The sequence below is a fragment of the Azospirillum aestuarii genome (genome assembly GCF_016632405.1).
In the GTDB taxonomy this organism is placed as follows: Bacteria; Pseudomonadota; Alphaproteobacteria; order Azospirillales; family Azospirillaceae; genus Azospirillum; species Azospirillum aestuarii.
The window spans coordinates 19,274-36,447 of the sequence record NZ_JAEPIV010000018.1 but is presented as its reverse complement, the minus strand read 5'-3'; the positions used below and the strand labels follow the sequence as shown (position 1 = coordinate 36,447).

General features: G+C 68.9%; 11 protein-coding genes. 8 read left to right on the top strand and 3 right to left on the bottom strand.

What is annotated here, in order from left to right; all coding sequences use genetic code 11:
* Positions 1–70: 70 nt before the first annotated feature.
* The gene (locus JJL56_RS23580; RefSeq protein ID WP_345772626.1) at positions 71–670 is read left to right on the top strand and encodes a TetR/AcrR family transcriptional regulator; all 600 of its coding nucleotides are present in this window, start codon (positions 71–73) and stop codon (positions 668–670) included.
* Between the two features lie 127 nt (positions 671–797).
* The gene (locus JJL56_RS23575; protein WP_200486513.1) at positions 798–1,247 is read left to right on the top strand and encodes a carboxymuconolactone decarboxylase family protein; all 450 of its coding nucleotides are present in this window, start codon (positions 798–800) and stop codon (positions 1,245–1,247) included.
* Positions 1,248–1,276: 29 nt separating this feature from the next.
* On the opposite strand, the gene pdxR is transcribed toward JJL56_RS23575, so the two are convergent.
* The gene (gene pdxR / locus JJL56_RS23570) at positions 1,277–2,722 is read right to left on the bottom strand and encodes a MocR-like pyridoxine biosynthesis transcription factor PdxR (RefSeq protein WP_200486512.1); all 1,446 of its coding nucleotides are present in this window, start codon (positions 2,720–2,722) and stop codon (positions 1,277–1,279) included.
* A gap of 440 nt (positions 2,723–3,162) precedes the next feature.
* Here pdxR and JJL56_RS23565 point away from each other — a divergent pair, with 440 nt between their 5' ends.
* Positions 3,163–4,683 (top strand): bifunctional metallophosphatase/5'-nucleotidase, encoded by a 1,521-nt coding sequence (locus JJL56_RS23565; protein ID WP_200486511.1) that lies wholly within the window; start codon positions 3,163–3,165, stop codon positions 4,681–4,683.
* A 7-nt stretch (positions 4,684–4,690) separates the two neighbouring features.
* Entirely contained in the window at positions 4,691–7,180 is a 2,490-nt protein-coding gene (locus JJL56_RS23560) for an ATP-binding protein (RefSeq protein WP_200486510.1), read from the top strand.
* 25 nt (positions 7,181–7,205) lie between these two features.
* Here the strand turns inward: JJL56_RS23560 and JJL56_RS23555 are convergent, their stop codons facing one another.
* Positions 7,206–7,538: a DUF1491 family protein gene (locus JJL56_RS23555; RefSeq protein ID WP_145627440.1), complete on the bottom strand. Its 333-nt coding sequence runs from the start codon at positions 7,536–7,538 to the stop codon at positions 7,206–7,208.
* A 66-nt stretch (positions 7,539–7,604) separates the two neighbouring features.
* Between JJL56_RS23555 and JJL56_RS23550 the strand changes: the two genes are divergently transcribed.
* The 4 genes from JJL56_RS23550 to JJL56_RS23535 all read left to right on the top strand — a co-directional run bounded on the left by JJL56_RS23550 (position 7,605) and on the right by JJL56_RS23535 (position 16,556).
* A complete protein-coding gene (locus tag JJL56_RS23550; protein ID WP_145627442.1) occupies positions 7,605–9,059 on the top strand; it encodes a tetratricopeptide repeat protein in 1,455 nt (484 codons plus the stop codon).
* A 515-nt stretch (positions 9,060–9,574) separates the two neighbouring features.
* Complete coding sequence (locus JJL56_RS23545; protein WP_145627445.1) at positions 9,575–12,994, top strand: flagellar hook-basal body complex protein; 3,420 nt, start codon at positions 9,575–9,577, stop codon at positions 12,992–12,994.
* A 92-nt stretch (positions 12,995–13,086) separates the two neighbouring features.
* The gene (gene flgK, locus JJL56_RS23540) at positions 13,087–14,493 is read left to right on the top strand and encodes a flagellar hook-associated protein FlgK (protein WP_145627447.1); all 1,407 of its coding nucleotides are present in this window, start codon (positions 13,087–13,089) and stop codon (positions 14,491–14,493) included.
* Positions 14,490–16,556, top strand: a complete 2,067-nt coding sequence (locus tag JJL56_RS23535) for a flagellin N-terminal helical domain-containing protein (RefSeq protein WP_200486509.1) — start codon at positions 14,490–14,492, stop codon at positions 16,554–16,556. The genes flgK and JJL56_RS23535 overlap by 4 nt, the downstream gene beginning before the upstream one ends.
* A 104-nt stretch (positions 16,557–16,660) precedes the next feature.
* Here the strand turns inward: JJL56_RS23535 and JJL56_RS23530 are convergent, their stop codons facing one another.
* Positions 16,661–17,137 (bottom strand): flagellar biosynthesis regulator FlaF, encoded by a 477-nt coding sequence (locus JJL56_RS23530; protein WP_145627450.1) that lies wholly within the window; start codon positions 17,135–17,137, stop codon positions 16,661–16,663.
* Positions 17,138–17,174 lie beyond the last annotated feature (37 nt).

Sequence of the window (17,174 nt, the reverse complement as noted above, 5' to 3'; positions counted from 1 at the left end):
CGGTTCCTTGAATTAATGTAGTGGTCGCTATATAAAATCAGCGGACGGCATCGCGCAAGGATTTTTTATAGTGGTCGCTACAAAAAAATCGGAGCCGCGCGGACGGCGGCGTTCCTTCGATGTGGACGAGGCGGTGGAGACGGCGATGCGGCTGTTCCACGCCCGGGGATACGACGCGGTCGGCGTGGCCGAGCTGGGCGCCGAACTGGGCATCAAGCCGCCGAGCTTCTACGCCGCCTTTGGCAGCAAGGCCGGGCTGTTCGAACGGACCCTGCGGCGCTACGCGGCGGGCGAGGCCAACGTCTTCGCGCGGGCGCGGGCGGAGGGCGGCGACGTGGCGGCGGTGATCGGGCGGACATTGGCGCTCGCCGCGGAGCTTTATCCCGGTCTGGGCGGAACGGCGGGGTGCCTCGTGCTCGACGGGGCGCGCAACAGCGCCGACCCGGAGGCGCAGGCTCTGGCGGATGCGGCCAAGCGGGAGGGCCGCGCCGCGGTCCGCGACTTCATCGCCACCGAAGCGCCGGACCGCGCCGACGCGCTGGCCGATCTGGTGGTGGTCGCGATGATGGGGATGTCGGCCGCCGCCCGCGACGGCGCGGACCGGGAAAGGCTGGAGCGGGTGGCCGCCATGATGGACCGCGCCTTCCGCCGGGAGCTGTCGGGCGCCTGATACGGGCGACCCTGCGCGGGATGGTACAGGATTTCCGTCAGGTCTTGGTCCTTACGACTGACCGGCGGGAGGCGCAGGATCAGCGGCAGCCGGGAACTTCCCGCATCTCCATTGAGGACCGACCGCCATGCCCCAGCGCCTCGACTACCACGCAACCGCCCCTGCCGGCATGAAGGCCCTCGCCGGCGCGCATGGCTACATCGGCCAGTGCGGCCTTCCGGTCACGCTGATCGATCTCGTGTATTTGCGTGTTTCGCAGATCAACGGTTGCGCCTATTGCATCGACCTGCACAGCCGCGACCTGCTGAAGAACGGCGTCACCATCGACAAGCTGGTGCTGGTTCCGGTCTGGCACGAGGCCGAAACGCTGTTCACCGACCGCGAGCGCGCCGCCCTTCGCTGGGCGGAGACGGTGACGCGGGTGGCCGAAACCGCCGTCCCGGATTCGGAGTTCCAGGCGGTGTCGGCCCAGTTCTCCGAGAAGGAAGTGGCCGACCTGACGATCGCCATCGGGCTGATGAACCTATACAACCGCCTCGCCATCAGCTTCCGCACGGTTCCCGCCGCGGCCCGCTGAGCGTGGTCCCCCGCGTCAGCCATGCCGGATCAGCCATGCTGATTCACCAGCTCGGCCAACCGGCGGCAGTCGTCGGACAGGCGCCGTTCCTGCAGGTTGGTGATGCCGAGAAGCAGACCACGGGGACGAGCGGCCTCCGGGCCATCGGCGTACCAGGGCGACAATGGCACCGGAGCGAGGCCGTCCGCCTGCGCCGCCGCGGCGATGTCGATGTCGCGACTGCCCGGTGGCAGGACCAGGAGGACCGACAGGCTCCCCGACGTTTCCACCGCCATCGGCGACTCCGCTCCCGCAGCGTCGCGCATTCCCGCCAGAAGCGCCTGCTGACGGACGGCGTAGAGCCGCTTCATCCGGCGCAGGTGCCGGAAATAATGCCCGCCCGCCAAGAAGTCCGCCACCGCCCGCTGCATTCCCGCGGCCGGAGCCGGAGACAGGCAGGCGGCAGCCTCGCCGAAGAGGCCGGCCAGCCCCGGCGGCACCATCAGGAAGCCGAGCCGCAGCGCCGGGCTGATCGTCTTGCTGAAGGTGCCGGCGTGCAGCACCCGTCCATGCCGGTCCAAGGAGGCCAGCGCCGGCGCGGCCCGGCCCTTCAATTGCAGTTCACTGAGATAGTCGTCCTCGACGATCCATGCCCCGGTCCGCGACGCCCATTCCAGCAGGGCGAGGCGGCGCTGCAACGTCATCGTCACGCCGAGCGGCGCCTGCTGGCCGGGCGTCACCACGGCCAAACCCGCCGCGGGCGCCCGTGCGATTCCCGCATCCACATCGATCCCACCGCCGTCCGTCGGCACGGGCACCACGGTCATGCCGGCGAGGTGAAGGGCGCGGCGGGTCAGGGGAAAGCCGGGCTCCTCCATCCAGGCGGTGGCGCCGTCCAGCCGCAAGGCCCGAATCACCAGGCCGAGCGCGCCGGAATAGCCCGCCGTGATGAAAATCTGCTCCGGCGTGCAGCGGATGCCGCGGGCGATGGCCAACACGGCGGCGATCTCGCGCCGCAATTCCGGATGGCCGCGAGGATCGGGATAGCCGACCGGAGCCGCCGCCGCGGCCCGCGCCGCCCGCCCGACGATCCGGGACCACAGCGTGAAGGGAAAGGCGTCCTGCGCCGGCACGCCCATCTGGAAGGGCAGCGGCGTCCGCTCGTAATTGGCAAACAATTCCAGGAAGGACGGAGGCTGGACCGGCCCGCCGGGGGACGGCCCCGCCATACCCCCCTCGGCCACCCGCGTCCCCGCGGCGCCCAGGCCGACCGCAAGCTGCTCGTCGATCAGCCGCTCATAGGCGTCGCGCACCGTCCCACGGGACACCCCGAGCTGCGCGGCCAGATCCCGCCAGGACGGCAATCGCGCCCCTCCGGCCAGCCGGCCATCGCGGATGGCATCGCGCAAGGCGGCGTGGATCTGTGCGGACAGCGGAACCTTCGCGGTCCGGCTGAGGGCGATGTCCAGAGTTTCCGGCGGTGGCAGGGCGGGCATGGGCCGAAGGATAGCGCAAGCTTGCCCGTCCGCAATCCACCACACGCTTTCCCGATTTCTCGCCGGTTGGCCCCGGCGTCCGGCGCGCCGTGGACGAAAAAAAGGCCGGAGCAACCGCTCCGGCCTTGAGTCTTGGGAGGAAACGCCCCGAGAATGGGCTGGCGGAGAATAGGGGCACCCCTTTCGAACTGGTATTACCAATGTGGAATGGGTGCGGTGCAGCATCCGCATAGGCCGATAATTCCATGTGAATAGTGTGGTTTTGGGTGTTTCCGTTTTCCCTTATGGCGTCCAGGTGCCGGTCCGGCGCGGAACGGGGCGATTTGTCATCCTCGGTACAGCTTCACCACCGCCGCGCGAACGCGCATAATCCGGCGCGGAACCGGGGGTGCGGCCCACGGCTGTGATGACCGCGCGGGCGCTGGATGGGGAACGACGGTATGGGATTCGGCAGGGGTGTCTGGCTGCGCCCGGTGTTCGCGCTGGTTCTAGGAATTTGGGCTTGCGGACCCGCGTGGGCGGACTCCACCCGCTTCACCATCCTTTACGCCCACAGCACGACCGAGCTGGAGGACGCGCAGGGACGCGGCGGCATCGCCCGGCTCGCCACGCTGGTCCGGCAGGAGCGGGCGGCGGGCGCCACCGTGCTGGTCCTGCATGGCGGGCAGGCCCTCGCCCCCTCGGTCCTGTCCTTCTACGACCAGGGGGCGCATGTCATCGACCTGCTGAACGGTGTCGGCATCGACGCCATGGCGGCGCTGAACCGGGAATTCCACCACGGCGACGACGTGCTGATGACCCGCGCCTTCGAAGCAAATTTCCCCATCGTCGTCTCCAACGCGGTGGACCGCCAGACCGGCAAGCCGCTGGACGGGCTGGAGGACCGGGCGATGCTCAACGCCGGCCCGCTGCGCGTCGGCGTGCTGGCCGCGACGCCGGCGCGGACGGGGGAGATCACCCGCTCGCCGCGCACCGACTTCCTGCCGCCGGGCCCGGTCCTGGAGCGGACGGCAAAGGAGCTGCGCAACGCCGGGGCCGATCTGGTGGTGGCGCTGACCGGCGATTCCGGCGGCACCCACCGCGACGTGATCGCCTCCGGCGCCGCCGACATCGTTCTCTACCAGGACCGCGGGCGGGTGGTCGCCGTGGAATATGACGGCAAGACCCTGAACGCGACGGTGGAGCCGCAGGCCGCCTGGGTGCTGGCCCTGGACATCACCGCCGAGAAGGTGACCAAGGGCGACGCCACGCGCACGGTGTGGAGCAGCGGCGTGCGCGCCATCGACACCGCCACCGTGGCGCCGGACCCGGCGCTGGACGCGCAGGCCAAGGCCTATCGCGCACGGCTGGACAGCATGCTGGGCATGCAGGTGGGCCGGCTGGACGCCGCAATCGACACGCGGCGCGAGGCGGTGCGCGCCAGCGAGAACGCCTTCGCCAACACCGTCGCCGATTCGCTGCGCGAGGCGATGGAGGCCGACGTGGCGCTGATCAACGGCGGCTCCTTCCGCGGCGACCGCGCCTATGCGGCGGGCACGGTGTGGACGCGCCGGGACATCCAGACCGAGTTCCCTTTCCACGACACCGCCGTGCTGATCGAGGTCACCGGGCAGCAGCTGCGCGACGCGCTGGAGTTCGGCTTCTCCGGAATCGAGCAATTGCAGGGCCGTTTCCCGCACCTGTCCAACGCCCGCGTCACCGTCGACGCGTCGCGCCCGCCCGGCCAGCGGGTGGTGGCGCTGACGGTGGGCGGCAAGCCGGTGGAGCCGGTGGCCCGCTTCCGGCTGGCCACCGGCAGCTACCTCGCCAACGGCGGGGACGGCTATGCGATGCTGTCCACCGCTCCGCGGCTGGTGGACGACCGCGACGCCGATTTCGTCTCGACCATCCTGGCCGGCCGGATCGCCCGCACCGGCAGCTTCGCGCCGCGGCTCGACGGCCGCCTGACGGTCCAGCGGTAGCCGCGGAATGGACGCGACCGCCACCAAGACGCCCACGCCGCCCACCGCCGACCGCGCCGATGACGCCGCCGCCGCACCCCGGCGGCGTCGCGCGCGCGCCGGCATCGTGCTGCGCATCTCCTTTGGCCTGACCATCATGACGATGCTGGTCCTGCTGATCGGCGTCGTGTCGCTGTCCTCCTTCCAGCTGTTCCGGGGGGAGGTCTCCGTCCTCTCCTCCACCACCCTGCCCAAGGTCATCACCAGCGCGGAGCTGCGCGGCTCGCTCCAGAAGCTGGTCGCCCGCCTGCCCGTCCTGGCCGGCGCGGCCACCACCCCGCAGCGCCGGGCCATCTATGACGAGCTGATCAGCGAACTGGAGTTCCTGCGGAAGCTGGTCGAGCGCATGCGGGACCTCCATCAGCAAGGCGAGCCGGGCGGCGACGGCGAAAGCGACGAGTTGCGGCTTCTGGAGCAGGCCCAGTCCACCCTGCTGATCCTGGCGGCGACGGTGGCCGACCTGAACGCGGAGGTCGGGCGGCAGATCGAGGCCGGCGCCCGCCAGGCCGAGGCGATCCGCGCGCTGGCCCAGCTCGCCGACGCGCTGGAACGGCTGCCGGGAGCGGAGCCCGGAACCGGCCCGGCCACGGCGGCGCCCGGCGGTGGTGGGATGCTGGGCGCCTGGGCGGTGCGGGCGGGCGCGCTAATGGCGCGGGCCGCCGGGGCGATTCAGACGGACCATCTGAATCGGCTGCGGGTCGAGCGCCGCAACGCGGAGCACACGCTGACCGAGCTGGGTCGACTGGCCGCCGCCACGTCGGAACCGGAGGGCTCCGCCATGGAGCGCATCCGGGCCGACCTCGCCGCGATCCTGGTGGCGCCGGAGGGGCTGTTCGACAGCTCCGCCGAGCGGCTGCAGGCGCGCAACCGTGCCCAGGCGCTGTCCGGGCAGTCGCGCGTCCTGGTGGAGACGGTGGACCGCTTCACGCTGGCCCTGTTCGACGCCATCCACGACCAATCCACCGACCGCACCGGCGATCTGGCGGCGCTGATCCAGGAGCGCTCGCGCACGGTGATGGTGCTGGGCGGCGCCTCCATCCTGCTCGTCATCCTCGTCCATTTCTTCTTCCGGCGCTTCCTGACCTCGCGGCTGGTCGCGCTGAACGGCGCGGTGCTGGCCCGACTGTCCGGCAGCGACGCGACGGTGCCGGTGGAGGGCAACGACGAGATCACCGACATCGCCGCATCCATCCGCTACTTCATCGATGAGATCGACCGGCGCCAGATCGATCTGGCCGACAACGAGCGGCGGTTCCGCGACCTCGTCGAAGGCTCCATCCAGGGCATCATCATCCACCGCGATTTCCGTCCGCTCTACGCCAACGAGGCCTTCCTGCAGATGCTGGGCAGCAGCCTGGACCGGGCGCTGCGGGTGCGGTCGGTGCTCGACTTCATCGCGGAGGACAGCCGGCCGCTGGTCGAGGACAACTACCGGCACATCGTAGCCACCGGCCTGCCCAGCGAGCGGCGGCGGCTGCGCGCCCGCCGGCTCGACGGCTCGGAGCGCTGGATCGAGCTGACCAGCCGCCGCATTGACTGGAAGGGGGAGACCGCCGTCCAGTCCATCGTCGTGGACGTGACCCGCGAGGTCGAGGCGGAGGCGGCGCTGCGCCGGTCCCGCGACGCGGCGGAACAGGCGCTGCGCGAGTTGAAGGAGACCCAGGCCAGCCTGATCCAGGCGGAGAAGATGGCCTCGCTCGGCCAGCTCGTCGCCGGGGTGGCGCACGAGGTCAACACGCCCATCGGCATCACCATCACCGGTGCCTCGCAGCTTGCCGTGCAGTTCGAGGAGCTGACCCGCCAGCTCGCCGCCGGGGCGATCAAGAAGTCGGAGTTCCAGCGCTTCATGGCAGACGGCGGGGAAATGGCCCGGCTGATCCTGTCCAACAGCATGCGCGCCGCCGATCTGGTGCAGAGCTTCAAGATGGTCGCGGTGGACCAGTCGAGCGACGAGCGCCGCCGGTTCGAGCTGAAGGCCTACATCGGCGAGCTGCTGCGCAGCCTGCGCCCGGCCTACAAGGACGTGGCCGGCCTGGACATCGGCGTGGACAGCCCCGACGAGCTGGAACTGGACGGCTATCCCGGCGCGCTGTCGCAGATCCTGACCAACCTCGTCCTCAACGCGCTGACCCACGCCTTCACGCCGCACCATCCGGGCCGGCTGACCATCGCCGCCCGCCTGCTGCCGCAGGATCAGGTGGAACTGACGGTGGCCGACGACGGGCTGGGCATTCCCTCGGACATCCTGCCGAAGATCTTCGACCCCTTCTTCACCACCCGCCGCGGCAGCGGGGGCAGCGGGCTGGGGCTGCACATCGTCTACAACCTCGTCACCGGCACGCTGCGCGGCACCATCACGGTGCAGAGCATCCCCGGCGAAGGCACCCGCTTCACCCTGCGCTTCCCGCGCGTCACGCCGACGGCGGGGGCAAATGTGGGAAAGGCGGAGCTGGTGTGATCCGGCGTCGCTCCGGAGAGGGCCGTCAGCGCACCTCGCCCTCGAACCAGTGGCGGCCCTTGCGGTCCTCGACCTCGATCACCCAGACATCGGGGTCGTAGCGGGTCTGGCGGGCGATGTAGGCGTCCGCCGTCGCCTCGTCCACCGGATCGGCGCCGGTGCCGCGCGACCAGCGCAGCCGCTCTTCGTCGCGCACCTGGACCAGCACGCTGAAGGTCCGGTCCAGCCGGTTCAGTTTCAGGATGACCGTGCCGCGGCTGGGGTCCCCCTTGCGAAGAACCATCATCGTGACGCCCTCGGCATCGGCGGCGCGGATGTGCGCCATCACCCAGAGGTGCGTCGGCAGACGGTCGTCCATGGAAATCCTCGCTCCGGGAAGGTCCGGGGGCTCGCCTTCGGCAAGGCCCCGGTGTAGACAACGGGCATGGCGACACTCCTGGACGTTCTCGACGCCGCCGTCAACCACCACATGGCCGGGCGCCTCGCCGAGGCGGCGCAGGATTACCGCGTCGTGCTGGCGGTGGAACCGGCGCAGCCCGACGCCCTGCATCTGCTGGGCGTGGCCGAGGCGCAGAGCGGCGCCCACGCGGCGGCGGCGGCGCTGATCGCCCGCTCGCTGCGGCTCCGCCCCGACGCGGCGGCGCCCTGGGGCAACCTCGGCGGCGCCCTGCGCGTGCTGGGCGCGGCGGAGCGGGCCGACGCCGTGCTGACCCGCGCCCTGGCCCTCGATCCGGCTTTGGCCGATGCCCTGACGAACCTGGGTTCGGTGCGCCACGCCCTGGCCGACCATCCGGCCGCGCTGGCGTGGCTGGAGCGCGCCGAGCGGCTGCGCCCCGGCCATCCGGACACCGCGCTCAACCGCGGCGTCGTGCTGCGCGACGCCCGCCGCTTCGCGGAATCCGACGCCTGCCTGGACGCCCTGCTGGCCTCCCGACCAGACCACGCCGACGCGCATCTGGCGCGCGCCGTCAGCCGGCTGGTGCGGGGCGACCTGCGCGCCGGATGGGACGAATTCGAGTGGCGCCCGCGCCGCCTGCCCGCCCCGCCCTGGGCCGGTGAGCCGCTGGAGGGCCGGCGCATCCTGCTGCACGCTGAACAGGGATTCGGCGACACCATCCAGTTCGCCCGCTACGCCCCGCTGGTCGCGCGTGCCGGGGGCCGGGTGATCCTGGACGTGCATCCGTTGCAGTTCCGTCTGCTGCGCTCTCTGGGACCGGAGATCCAAGTGCTGGTGCGCGGCCCCGCCCCGGCGCCGCACGACCTCCACTGCCCGCTGATGAGCCTGCCGCGCGCCTTCGGCACCGATCTGACGAGCATCCCGGCTCCACCCGCCTACCTCGCCGCCGAGGCGGACGAGGTGGCGCGCTGGGGCCGCCGGATCGCCGAGGTTGATACGGGAACAAGGTCCGGACCGCGTGTCGGCCTCGTCTGGGCGGGCAACCCGAACCATCGCAACGACCGCAATCGCTCCATCCCCGTCGAGCGGCTGGCCCCGCTGCTCGACACGCCGGGCCTGCGCCTGTTCAGCCTCCAGACCGGCGACCCGCGAGCGGACCGGCCCGCCGCGTTGCCCGACCTGACCGCGGGCATCCGCGACTTCGCTGACAGCGCGGCGATCCTGGAAAATCTCGACCTCGTCATCGCGGTGGACACGGCAACCATCCATCTGGCGGGCGCGCTCGGCGTCCCGGCGTGGCTGCTGCTGCCTTACGCGCCGGACTGGCGCTGGCTGCTCGACCGTACGGACAGCCCCTGGTACCCGTCGCTGCGCCTGTTCCGCCAGCCCCACCCCGGCGACTGGGACAGCGTCCTGCGCGCCGTCGCCACGGAACTGGAGCGCTTCGCCGCCGATCAGTTGGCGCCGCAGAAGCAGTCGTAGGGATCGTCACCGCTCCAGGCCGGGCGAGAGTTTGCGACCGGCAGCGCCGGCATCTCCACCGTCAACAGGGTGGCGTTGAAGGCGGCGACGTCGAAGGGACGCGGGTCCGGCGGATCGAAGCGGAGCGGCGCGCTGCTCAGCGCGTGCCCCAGAAGGGCAGCCCCAGCAACGGTATCAGAAGTTGCTCCACACGGTCCAAGCCGCCCTCCCCCGGCGGCCCCACCGCCGGCGTGTGTCCCGTTTCCTTTCCCCCTTCTACCGCAGCCTCCGCCCGGCCACGCCCTGTCCTTAGGTCATATCGGTTGGACCGCCCAATCGGACGGGAGCTTTCTTCCCTCCCCCGCACGGGCTGCTAGGCCAATTTTTCCCAGCGCGCGGCAAAAAGGGGGGCGGCACGGTCGCTCCAGAAGTTTATTCATAAAAATCAATTCGTTATAGAAAGACCGGAAGTTGGCATCGTCCTTGCTTACCCGAATGGCAACGATTTTTGCCCTTCCGTTTGGAGATCCCTGGCCATGAGCATCTTCGGTTCGATGACCACCGCCGTCCTCGGCCTGAGCGCGCAGTCGAAGGCCCTCGGTCACATCTCTGACAACATCGCCAACGCCTCGACGGTCGGCTACAAGCGGGTCAACACCGCCTTCGAGACGCTGGTGCTCCAATCCAACGAGCGGTTGCACGCGCCGGGCGGCGTGACGGCAGCGCCCGTCTTCATGAACAACATCCAGGGTAACCTGACCCAGGTGCAGAGCCCGACCAACGCCGCCATCCAGGGCCAGGGCTTCTTCAGCGTGTCCAAGCTCAGCCGCGGCCTGACCGGCCCCGGCCAGCAGGGCGAGACGGTGCAGACCCAGACCGGCACGCTGAACGCCGACAACGTCTATTACACCCGCGTCGGCGACTTCGAGCTGGACAAGAACCGCTATCTGGTGAACAGCGCCGGCTTCGCGCTGAACGGCTGGATCGTCGACGACGTGACCGGCCAGTTGAAGAAGGACGTGGTGCAGCCGCTCCAGGTCAACACCCTGACCGACAAGCCGCAGTCCACCAACAGCATCACGCTGGGCGCCAACCTGCCGGCCACCCCGACGCCGGGCGTGCCGATCCCGTCCTCCAGCATCCAGGTCTACGACACCCAGGGCAACGCCCGGACCATCCAGTTCAACTGGCGCCAGGACGCCGCCAACGCGTGGCGCCTGGGCATCGACGCGCCGGGCAGCTCGTCGCAGCCGGTCGCCGGCTCCTTCACCGGCGGCGCCGCCTCCATGGCGGCGGGCAGCCAGGTGTCCGGCGTGACCCCGGTGGCCCAGGTCAGCCAAGTGCTGGTCAACGGCACGACCTCCTTCCCGTCCTCGTCGGTCACGGTCAGCGGCCGCACCAACTATTATCCGGACGGCACGTCGCAGGACAACATCCGGGTCGGCGACACCTACACCCTGAATATCAACGGCAGCCCGCCCGTCACGGTCACGGTGACCGCCGCGAACATCGCGAGCTTCTCGAACTTCACCGACGTGGCGAACGCGCTGGCCAGCGGGGTCAACGCGATGGTGCCGGCCCCCTACACCGCCGAGATCGACAGCAGCGACCCGCGCAAGGTCCTGGTGAAGAAGCTGGACGGCACGCCGGTTGAGGTCAGCGGCTCCTTCTCCAACACCAAGCCGCAGCTCAGCACGGTCAGCGGTCCCTCCACCAACCTGACCGGCTCGGTCAGCGGCGACCAGCGCAGCACCTTCACCTTCTCCACCGCTGCCATCGACGTGGGCGACGAGTTCCGCATCACCGTGGCGGGCAAGGAGTTCAAGACGCGGGTCACCTCGGCCAACATCGGCACGCTGGTGGACGTCAACGGCGTGGTCGCCAATCTGGCCAACCAGATCAACACTGCCGTGCCGTCGCTGAACGTCAACGCCCTGATCGGCACGGCCACGGTTCCGGCGGGCACGGCCAACCAGCTCGTGCTGGACGGCACCGTCGCGACGCCGACCTTCACGGCCACCTACGGCGTGACCAACGCCGACAGCCGCGACAACAACATCAGCGCCTCCACCCCCGTGGACTATCAGACGGCGACGGCGACCATCACGCAGGCCGCCACCGCCGCCCTGCCCGAGATCACCCATGTCGCCTTCCCCTCTACGGCGGCCCTGAAGGTGCCGGACCAATACGTCGTCAACGTGCTCGGCGTGGAGTTCAAGACCACGGTCACCTACTCGAACATCAACACGCTGAAGGACATGAACGGCGTGGTGGATGATCTGGTGACGCAGATCAACAGCCAGGGGTTGGCGGTGACCGCCATGCGCAACCCCGCCTCGGGCGCGCTGGTCCTGACGGGTACCCCCGGCGCTGCCCTGGGCGTCAGCGGCAGCAAGCTGGACATCACCGCCACCGACAACGTGCGGGTCGGCGACAGCTACACCGTGCGGGTGGACGGCGTGCCCTACGCGGTCTCGGTGACCGCCGACAACATCCTGACCATGGGGACCTACGGCGGCATCGCCAACGCGCTGGCCGCCCAGATCAACTCCGCCCGGCCACAGGCGCCGGTCATCGCGTCGGTGGTGAATTCGCAGTTGCAGGTCACCGCCCGCAACCCCGGCACGCCCTTCAAGATCGACCAGGAATACACATCGGGCGCGGCCTCCAACAATCAAGTGAACGGCCCGACGATCAGCGCGCCGACGGACTCGCGCGGCCAGCGCCAGGAATTCTCCTACCCGCAGACGCAGATCGACATCGGCGATGTCTATTCGGTGTCGATCGACGGCACGCCGATCTCGGTGAAGGTGGACAAGTCCAACTACGGCAACTTCCAGGACATCAACGGCGTCCTGCAAGAGCTGGCCAACCGCGTCAACGCCACCAACCTGAACGTCGTCGCCACTGCGACCGGCGGCCGGCTGACCCTTACCCACAACACCTCGACCACCGGCAAGTTCGAGGCGAAGGCCAGCATCCAGAACGCCACCGGCAGCTCCGGCACACTGACCGCCTCGACCACCACCTCCAACGTGGCGGGGGTGCGGCAGTCGGAATCGGTGACGCTGACCGGCACGCCGGGCGACAAGGACGCCGAATACACGGTCATCGTCAACGGCTCGCCCATCACCTACCGGACGACGGGCGAGGAGACCTCGATGGAGACCATCGCGGCCAGCCTCGCCAATCTGGTGAACAAGAACACCTCCCTGCCGGTGACCGCCAGCGCCGAGGGCAGCGTGCTTAAGCTCGTCGCTAAATCGGCGAGCGGCACCGTGGCCGACCAGTTCACGCTGGAAACCGCCGCCCAGGCCGGCACCACCCCCGCGCACGTCCTGCTGAACTTCGGCACCGATCCCGGCAACGTCGGCACCATCACCAGCGTCAGCACGGCGAAGGTCGGCACCGGCACGGCGGTGACCTCCGCCAACCAGGGACTGGGAGCGGACGCCAACGTGACCTTCACGGTGGACTACGGCTTCGGCCCGCAGCAGATCACGCTGAACCTCGGCCAGATCGGCAAGTCCGGCGGCGTCACCCAGTTCGCCGGCAGTGAGATCAACGTGCGCGAGCTGGTGCAGGACGGCGCCTCGCGCGGCCAGTACAAGGAGGTGGTCTACGGCGACAACGGCGACGTGATCGTGAACTACGACAACGGCCGCAGCCGCACCATCGGGCGCATTCCGGTGGTCACCTTCAACAGCCCCAACGCGCTGCAGCGCGAGGCGGGCGGCGTCTACATCGAGACGGACGAAGGCGGCCGGCCGAACTTCAACGACCCCGACACCAACGGCGCCGGCGCGGTGGTCGCGAACAGCGTGGAATCCTCCAACGTGGACATCGCGGACGAGTTCACCAAGCTGATCGTCACCCAGCGCACCTACTCCGCAAACACCAAGATCGTCACGACCTCCGACGAGATGCTTCAGGAAGTCCTCGGGCTGAAGCGCTAAGCGCGGTTCCGATCCGGCGGGCGGCCGCGTGATCCGCGGCCCGCCCGGCCAACAACAGACCGCCCTCCCCGCAGACGAAAGGTCCAACGACCATGTCCCTCTTCGGCGCCCTCGGCAGCGCGACGGCCGGCCTCCGTGCGGTCCAGGCCCAGGTGAAGCTGGTCTCGGACAACGTCGCCCGCGCCGACGACCCCACCCGCACCCGGCACACCGTGTCGAACGTGCTGGATTCCAACGGGTTCGTCCTCACCTCTCAATACCGCCGCGAGGTCGATTCCGCCCTGCTCAGCCAAGTGCAGGACCTGACCGCGCGCGAGGGCTCATCGGCCACCAAATCCTCCTACATGCAGCAGTTGGGCGACCTGCTGCGCACGACCAGCGGCAAGCCGCAGCTCAACGAATACGCCGAAGCCTTCCAGACCGCCTGGAAGGCGGTGGAGACCTCGCCGGAAAGCGAAGTCGCGCAGTACCAGCTCATCCAGGCCGCCGACACCTTCTCGCGCGAGATCGTGCGGGTGTCCCAGGGCGTGGAGGACATGGACCGGGAGATCCAGGGGGACCTGGGCAAGTCGGTCGGCGAGGTGAACCGGCTGCTGAAGGAAATCGAGAGCATCAACAACAACATCGTCTCGCTGCAGGGCTACGGCTCCGCCGGCAACGAGGTGGCCGACAAGCGTGACGGGCTGATCCGCGAACTGAGCACCTACGTCGGCGTGCGCACGATGACCCGCCCTGACGGCCGCGTCGCCGTCTTCACCCCCACGGGGCTGGCGCTGGTCGACAGCCAGGCGGCAAATCTTTCCTACGAGGGCGGCAATATCAACCTGACGGTGGGCAATCAAGTCACCAACGTCAACCAGCACCTGAAGGAAGGCAAGGTCGCCGCGCTGATGAACATGCGCGCCGACGGGTCCGCCGCGACCCCGCCGCAGCCCGCCAGCGCCGACCCGACCAACGAGGTGATCCGCAAGCTGCGCTCTCAGCTCGACGCCTACGCCCAGATGTTCACCGGCTCGACCAAGCCCGGCGAACCCACCAGCTTCCGCGACGCCTACGATCAGGCGAAGACGGTGCCGGGCGAGGAAGGCACGCAGTTCTTCATGGGCAACGACCGCTTCACCATCCACGTGAACGAGAACCTGCTGAACAACACGAAGAAACTGAAAAGCGCGGCCGTCAAGGACGTGGTCACCGCGCTCAGCGCCACCGGCCGCACCTTCCAGGCCGACGGGCTGAAGCTGGAAGGCGCTTCCTTCAGCTCGATCACCAGCAACATCACCGGCGGCTGGATGTCCGCGGCCAAGACCGCGCTGGACAAGACCTCGCTGGACAAGGACTCCCGCCAAATCCTGGAGGAGCGCTACCACGCGACGACCGGCGTCAACATCGACGAGGAAATCGCGAATCTGCAGCAGCTCCAGACCTCCTACGCCGCGTCGGCACGGGTCATGCAAGTGGCCAACACAATGTTTGACGCGCTGGAGGCGATCGTCCGATGAGCTCCATCACTCAAGTCAGCAGCTATGCCAAGTATCTCGGCTTGGTCCGCAATCTGACGAACGGCCAGAACCGGGTGGACACGCTCTCGGAGCAGCTGACCACCGGCAAGAAGTCCACCGACCTCAACGCCTACGGCGCCGAGACGCAGAAGCTGCTCGCCCTGCGCGCCGAGCTGACCCAGCGCGAGGCCTACGTCCAGAACATCAACACCGCGTCACCGCGCGTCAAGGCGACCGACACGGTGCTGAACAGCCTGGAAAAGCTGGCCACGGACTGGCAGAGCAGCAACCTGATGCCGTTCCAGCCGGGTCCGGCCAGCGTCACCTCCGCCTTCAACAGCAATCCCGACGCGCTGAAGCTGTCGGTCAACGCCGACAAGTCCACCTTCACCCAGAACGCCCGCTACACCGTGACCTCCATCCCCTCCAAGGACGGGGTCAACGGATCGTTCGACGTGACGGTGACCGACGGGCTGGGCGGCAAGACCACCCGCACCATCAATCTGAAGACCGTGCCCCCCAGCGACGGCGGCGGCTACAACTTCAAGATCGATGGCGGCCCCGGCGAAGGCGCGGTCCTGAACCTCAGCTTCGACCAGCTCACCGCGGCGTCGAGCAGCACCTTCAACGTGAGTTGGCCGCAGGCCAACGACATGCGCGACCGGGTCGAGGGCGCGCTGCGCGACATCCAGCAGCTTCTGAACGAGCAGTTCGGCGACCGCTACCTGTTCGCCGGCTCGCGCTACGGCACGGAGCCGGTCGGCGACCTGCTGGCCCAGCCGCAGTCCACCCGCGTCACACTGAACGGGTCAATGGTCAACGCCGACGATTACTTCGAGGTGTCGATCGACGGCAAGCCCTTCGGCTATCAGGTCCAGCCGAGCGATCCGAAGACCGTCACCTTCGTCGCCAGCACGCTGAACAGCCTGATCCAATCGGCCAACCCGAAGCTGCCGATCATCGCGGCCGCGGCCAACGGCGTCATCTCGCTGATCAGCGAGGACCCGAGCCAGAAGTTCGACGTGAAGGCGCGCGTCCAGAACTCGATGAGCATCGACAATTCGATGACGGCGCCGACTACCACCCAGGCGGCCACCCTGCCGGCGCCCGCCGGCACCGGGCTGAAGCAGATCGACAGCTTCGCGCTGACCGGCGACGGCGTGGACATCGGCGACACCTACGAGATCAACGTCACCGTCGGCGACCCGGAGGACCCGTTCAACCGGAAATACTACTCGGAACATCCGGACGAGCCCGAGGACCTGCCGCCCTATCAGCAATACACGGTCCGCTACACGGTCACGGAGAAGGACTACAACAACGGCGTCACCGACGTGTCGAAGGTGGCCGACATGCTGCGCGCCGAGTTTGGGAAGACCAGCCCGGTGCCGCCGGTGACCATCGACGCCGCCGGCAACGGATCGACCGTCCAGTTGACCAGCAACAGCACGATGGACCCGAACCACCCGTCACGCGTGCAGCAGTTCACCACCTCGGTGCGGGCGGTCAACGGCCAGATCGACAACACGATCTCCGTCGCGACCCTGCCCTCGCAGGCCGACGCCCTGACCGATGTGCCCTATGTGGACCCTCCGGACCTGCCCTTCTACGATTCGGAATACATGTCGAACCGGAAGAACAGCAAGGCGTGGGACAAGGCCGCGGTCACCATCGACGATGGACAGACGCTGACCTACGGCGTCACCAGCGACGACCGCGCCTTCCAGAAGCTGATCTCCGCCTTCCGCATGGCCCACGTCGCCGCGTCAAATCCCGGCAAGTACGAGGAGTACATCACCAAGTCGCGGGAGCTGATGGCCCAGGCCAAGGACGAGGTGCGGTCAGTCCACTCCAAGGTGGCGTCCGACCTCGCGACGCTGGAGGAGAAGAAGACCGCCCACACCACCGCGTCGGCCACGGTGGTCGAGCGCATCGCCGGCATCGAGGGCATCGACGAGACCGAGGTGGCGGCCCGCCTGCGCACCTCGATGAACGCCCTGGAGGCCGCCTACACGGTCGCCGGTCAGCGCCAGAAGCTGTCGCTGCTGAACTACATCGCCTGAAGCGGCAATGGCTCCCTCCCCTGCGACGAGGGGAGGGAACGGCCGCCACATAAAAAAACCGGCTCCCCGAAGGGCGCCGGTTTTTTATTTGAAGCACTTGGATCTCAGATCGAGATCCGCAGCGACTGGCGCGGCGGCTGGCCGTCCGGAGCGGATACCGGCGGAGCCGTGGGGCCGCGCGCCGCCATCTGCGGAGCCGGCGCCGGCTGGCCCTGGGCGAGCGCGTCGGGACGGGCGGTCAGGCCGCTGGCCACCGAACGGTTGATGCTGATGAGCGTGTCCAGTTTCGACACGTCCAGGTCGATCAGCCGGGCCATCGTCTCGCGATCAACCAGCAGCGACAGGGCGGCGATGTTGGTGCGCACCTCGGCCGGATGGCCGCAATCGTCCTCGGTCATCGCGGCCTGGAAGATCGTCCACAGGCGCTGGTTCAATTGCAGGGCGGCGCAGAGCGCCTCCTCGTTCACGGGGCTGCGCCCGGCATCGATCAGGCGTCGCGACGCCTCCGCCAAAGCCCAGGCCTCGACATCACGGGGATTGTCGGAAGTCGGCTTGTTCGCGTATGTCGGTGTCGGCTTCATTCCAAACCCTCGGGACAGACCGCCGGACAGAGCAATG

What these genes read in the sequence shown, in the direction of transcription:
- JJL56_RS23575 (WP_200486513.1), top strand. Translation starts at nt 798, where the DNA reads ATGCCCCAGCGCCTCGACTACCACGCAACCGCCCCTGCCGGCATGAAG.
- pdxR (WP_200486512.1), bottom strand. Translation starts at nt 2,722, where the DNA reads ATGCCCGCCCTGCCACCGCCGGAAACTCTGGACATCGCCCTCAGCCGG.
- JJL56_RS23565 (WP_200486511.1), top strand. Translation starts at nt 3,163, where the DNA reads ATGGGATTCGGCAGGGGTGTCTGGCTGCGCCCGGTGTTCGCGCTGGTT.
- JJL56_RS23560 (WP_200486510.1), top strand. Translation starts at nt 4,691, where the DNA reads ATGGACGCGACCGCCACCAAGACGCCCACGCCGCCCACCGCCGACCGC.
- JJL56_RS23555 (WP_145627440.1), bottom strand. Translation starts at nt 7,538, where the DNA reads ATGGACGACCGTCTGCCGACGCACCTCTGGGTGATGGCGCACATCCGC.
- JJL56_RS23550 (WP_145627442.1), top strand. Translation starts at nt 7,605, where the DNA reads ATGGCGACACTCCTGGACGTTCTCGACGCCGCCGTCAACCACCACATG.
- JJL56_RS23545 (WP_145627445.1), top strand. Translation starts at nt 9,575, where the DNA reads ATGAGCATCTTCGGTTCGATGACCACCGCCGTCCTCGGCCTGAGCGCG.
- flgK (WP_145627447.1), top strand. Translation starts at nt 13,087, where the DNA reads ATGTCCCTCTTCGGCGCCCTCGGCAGCGCGACGGCCGGCCTCCGTGCG.
- JJL56_RS23535 (WP_200486509.1), top strand. Translation starts at nt 14,490, where the DNA reads ATGAGCTCCATCACTCAAGTCAGCAGCTATGCCAAGTATCTCGGCTTG.
- JJL56_RS23530 (WP_145627450.1), bottom strand. Translation starts at nt 17,137, where the DNA reads ATGAAGCCGACACCGACATACGCGAACAAGCCGACTTCCGACAATCCC.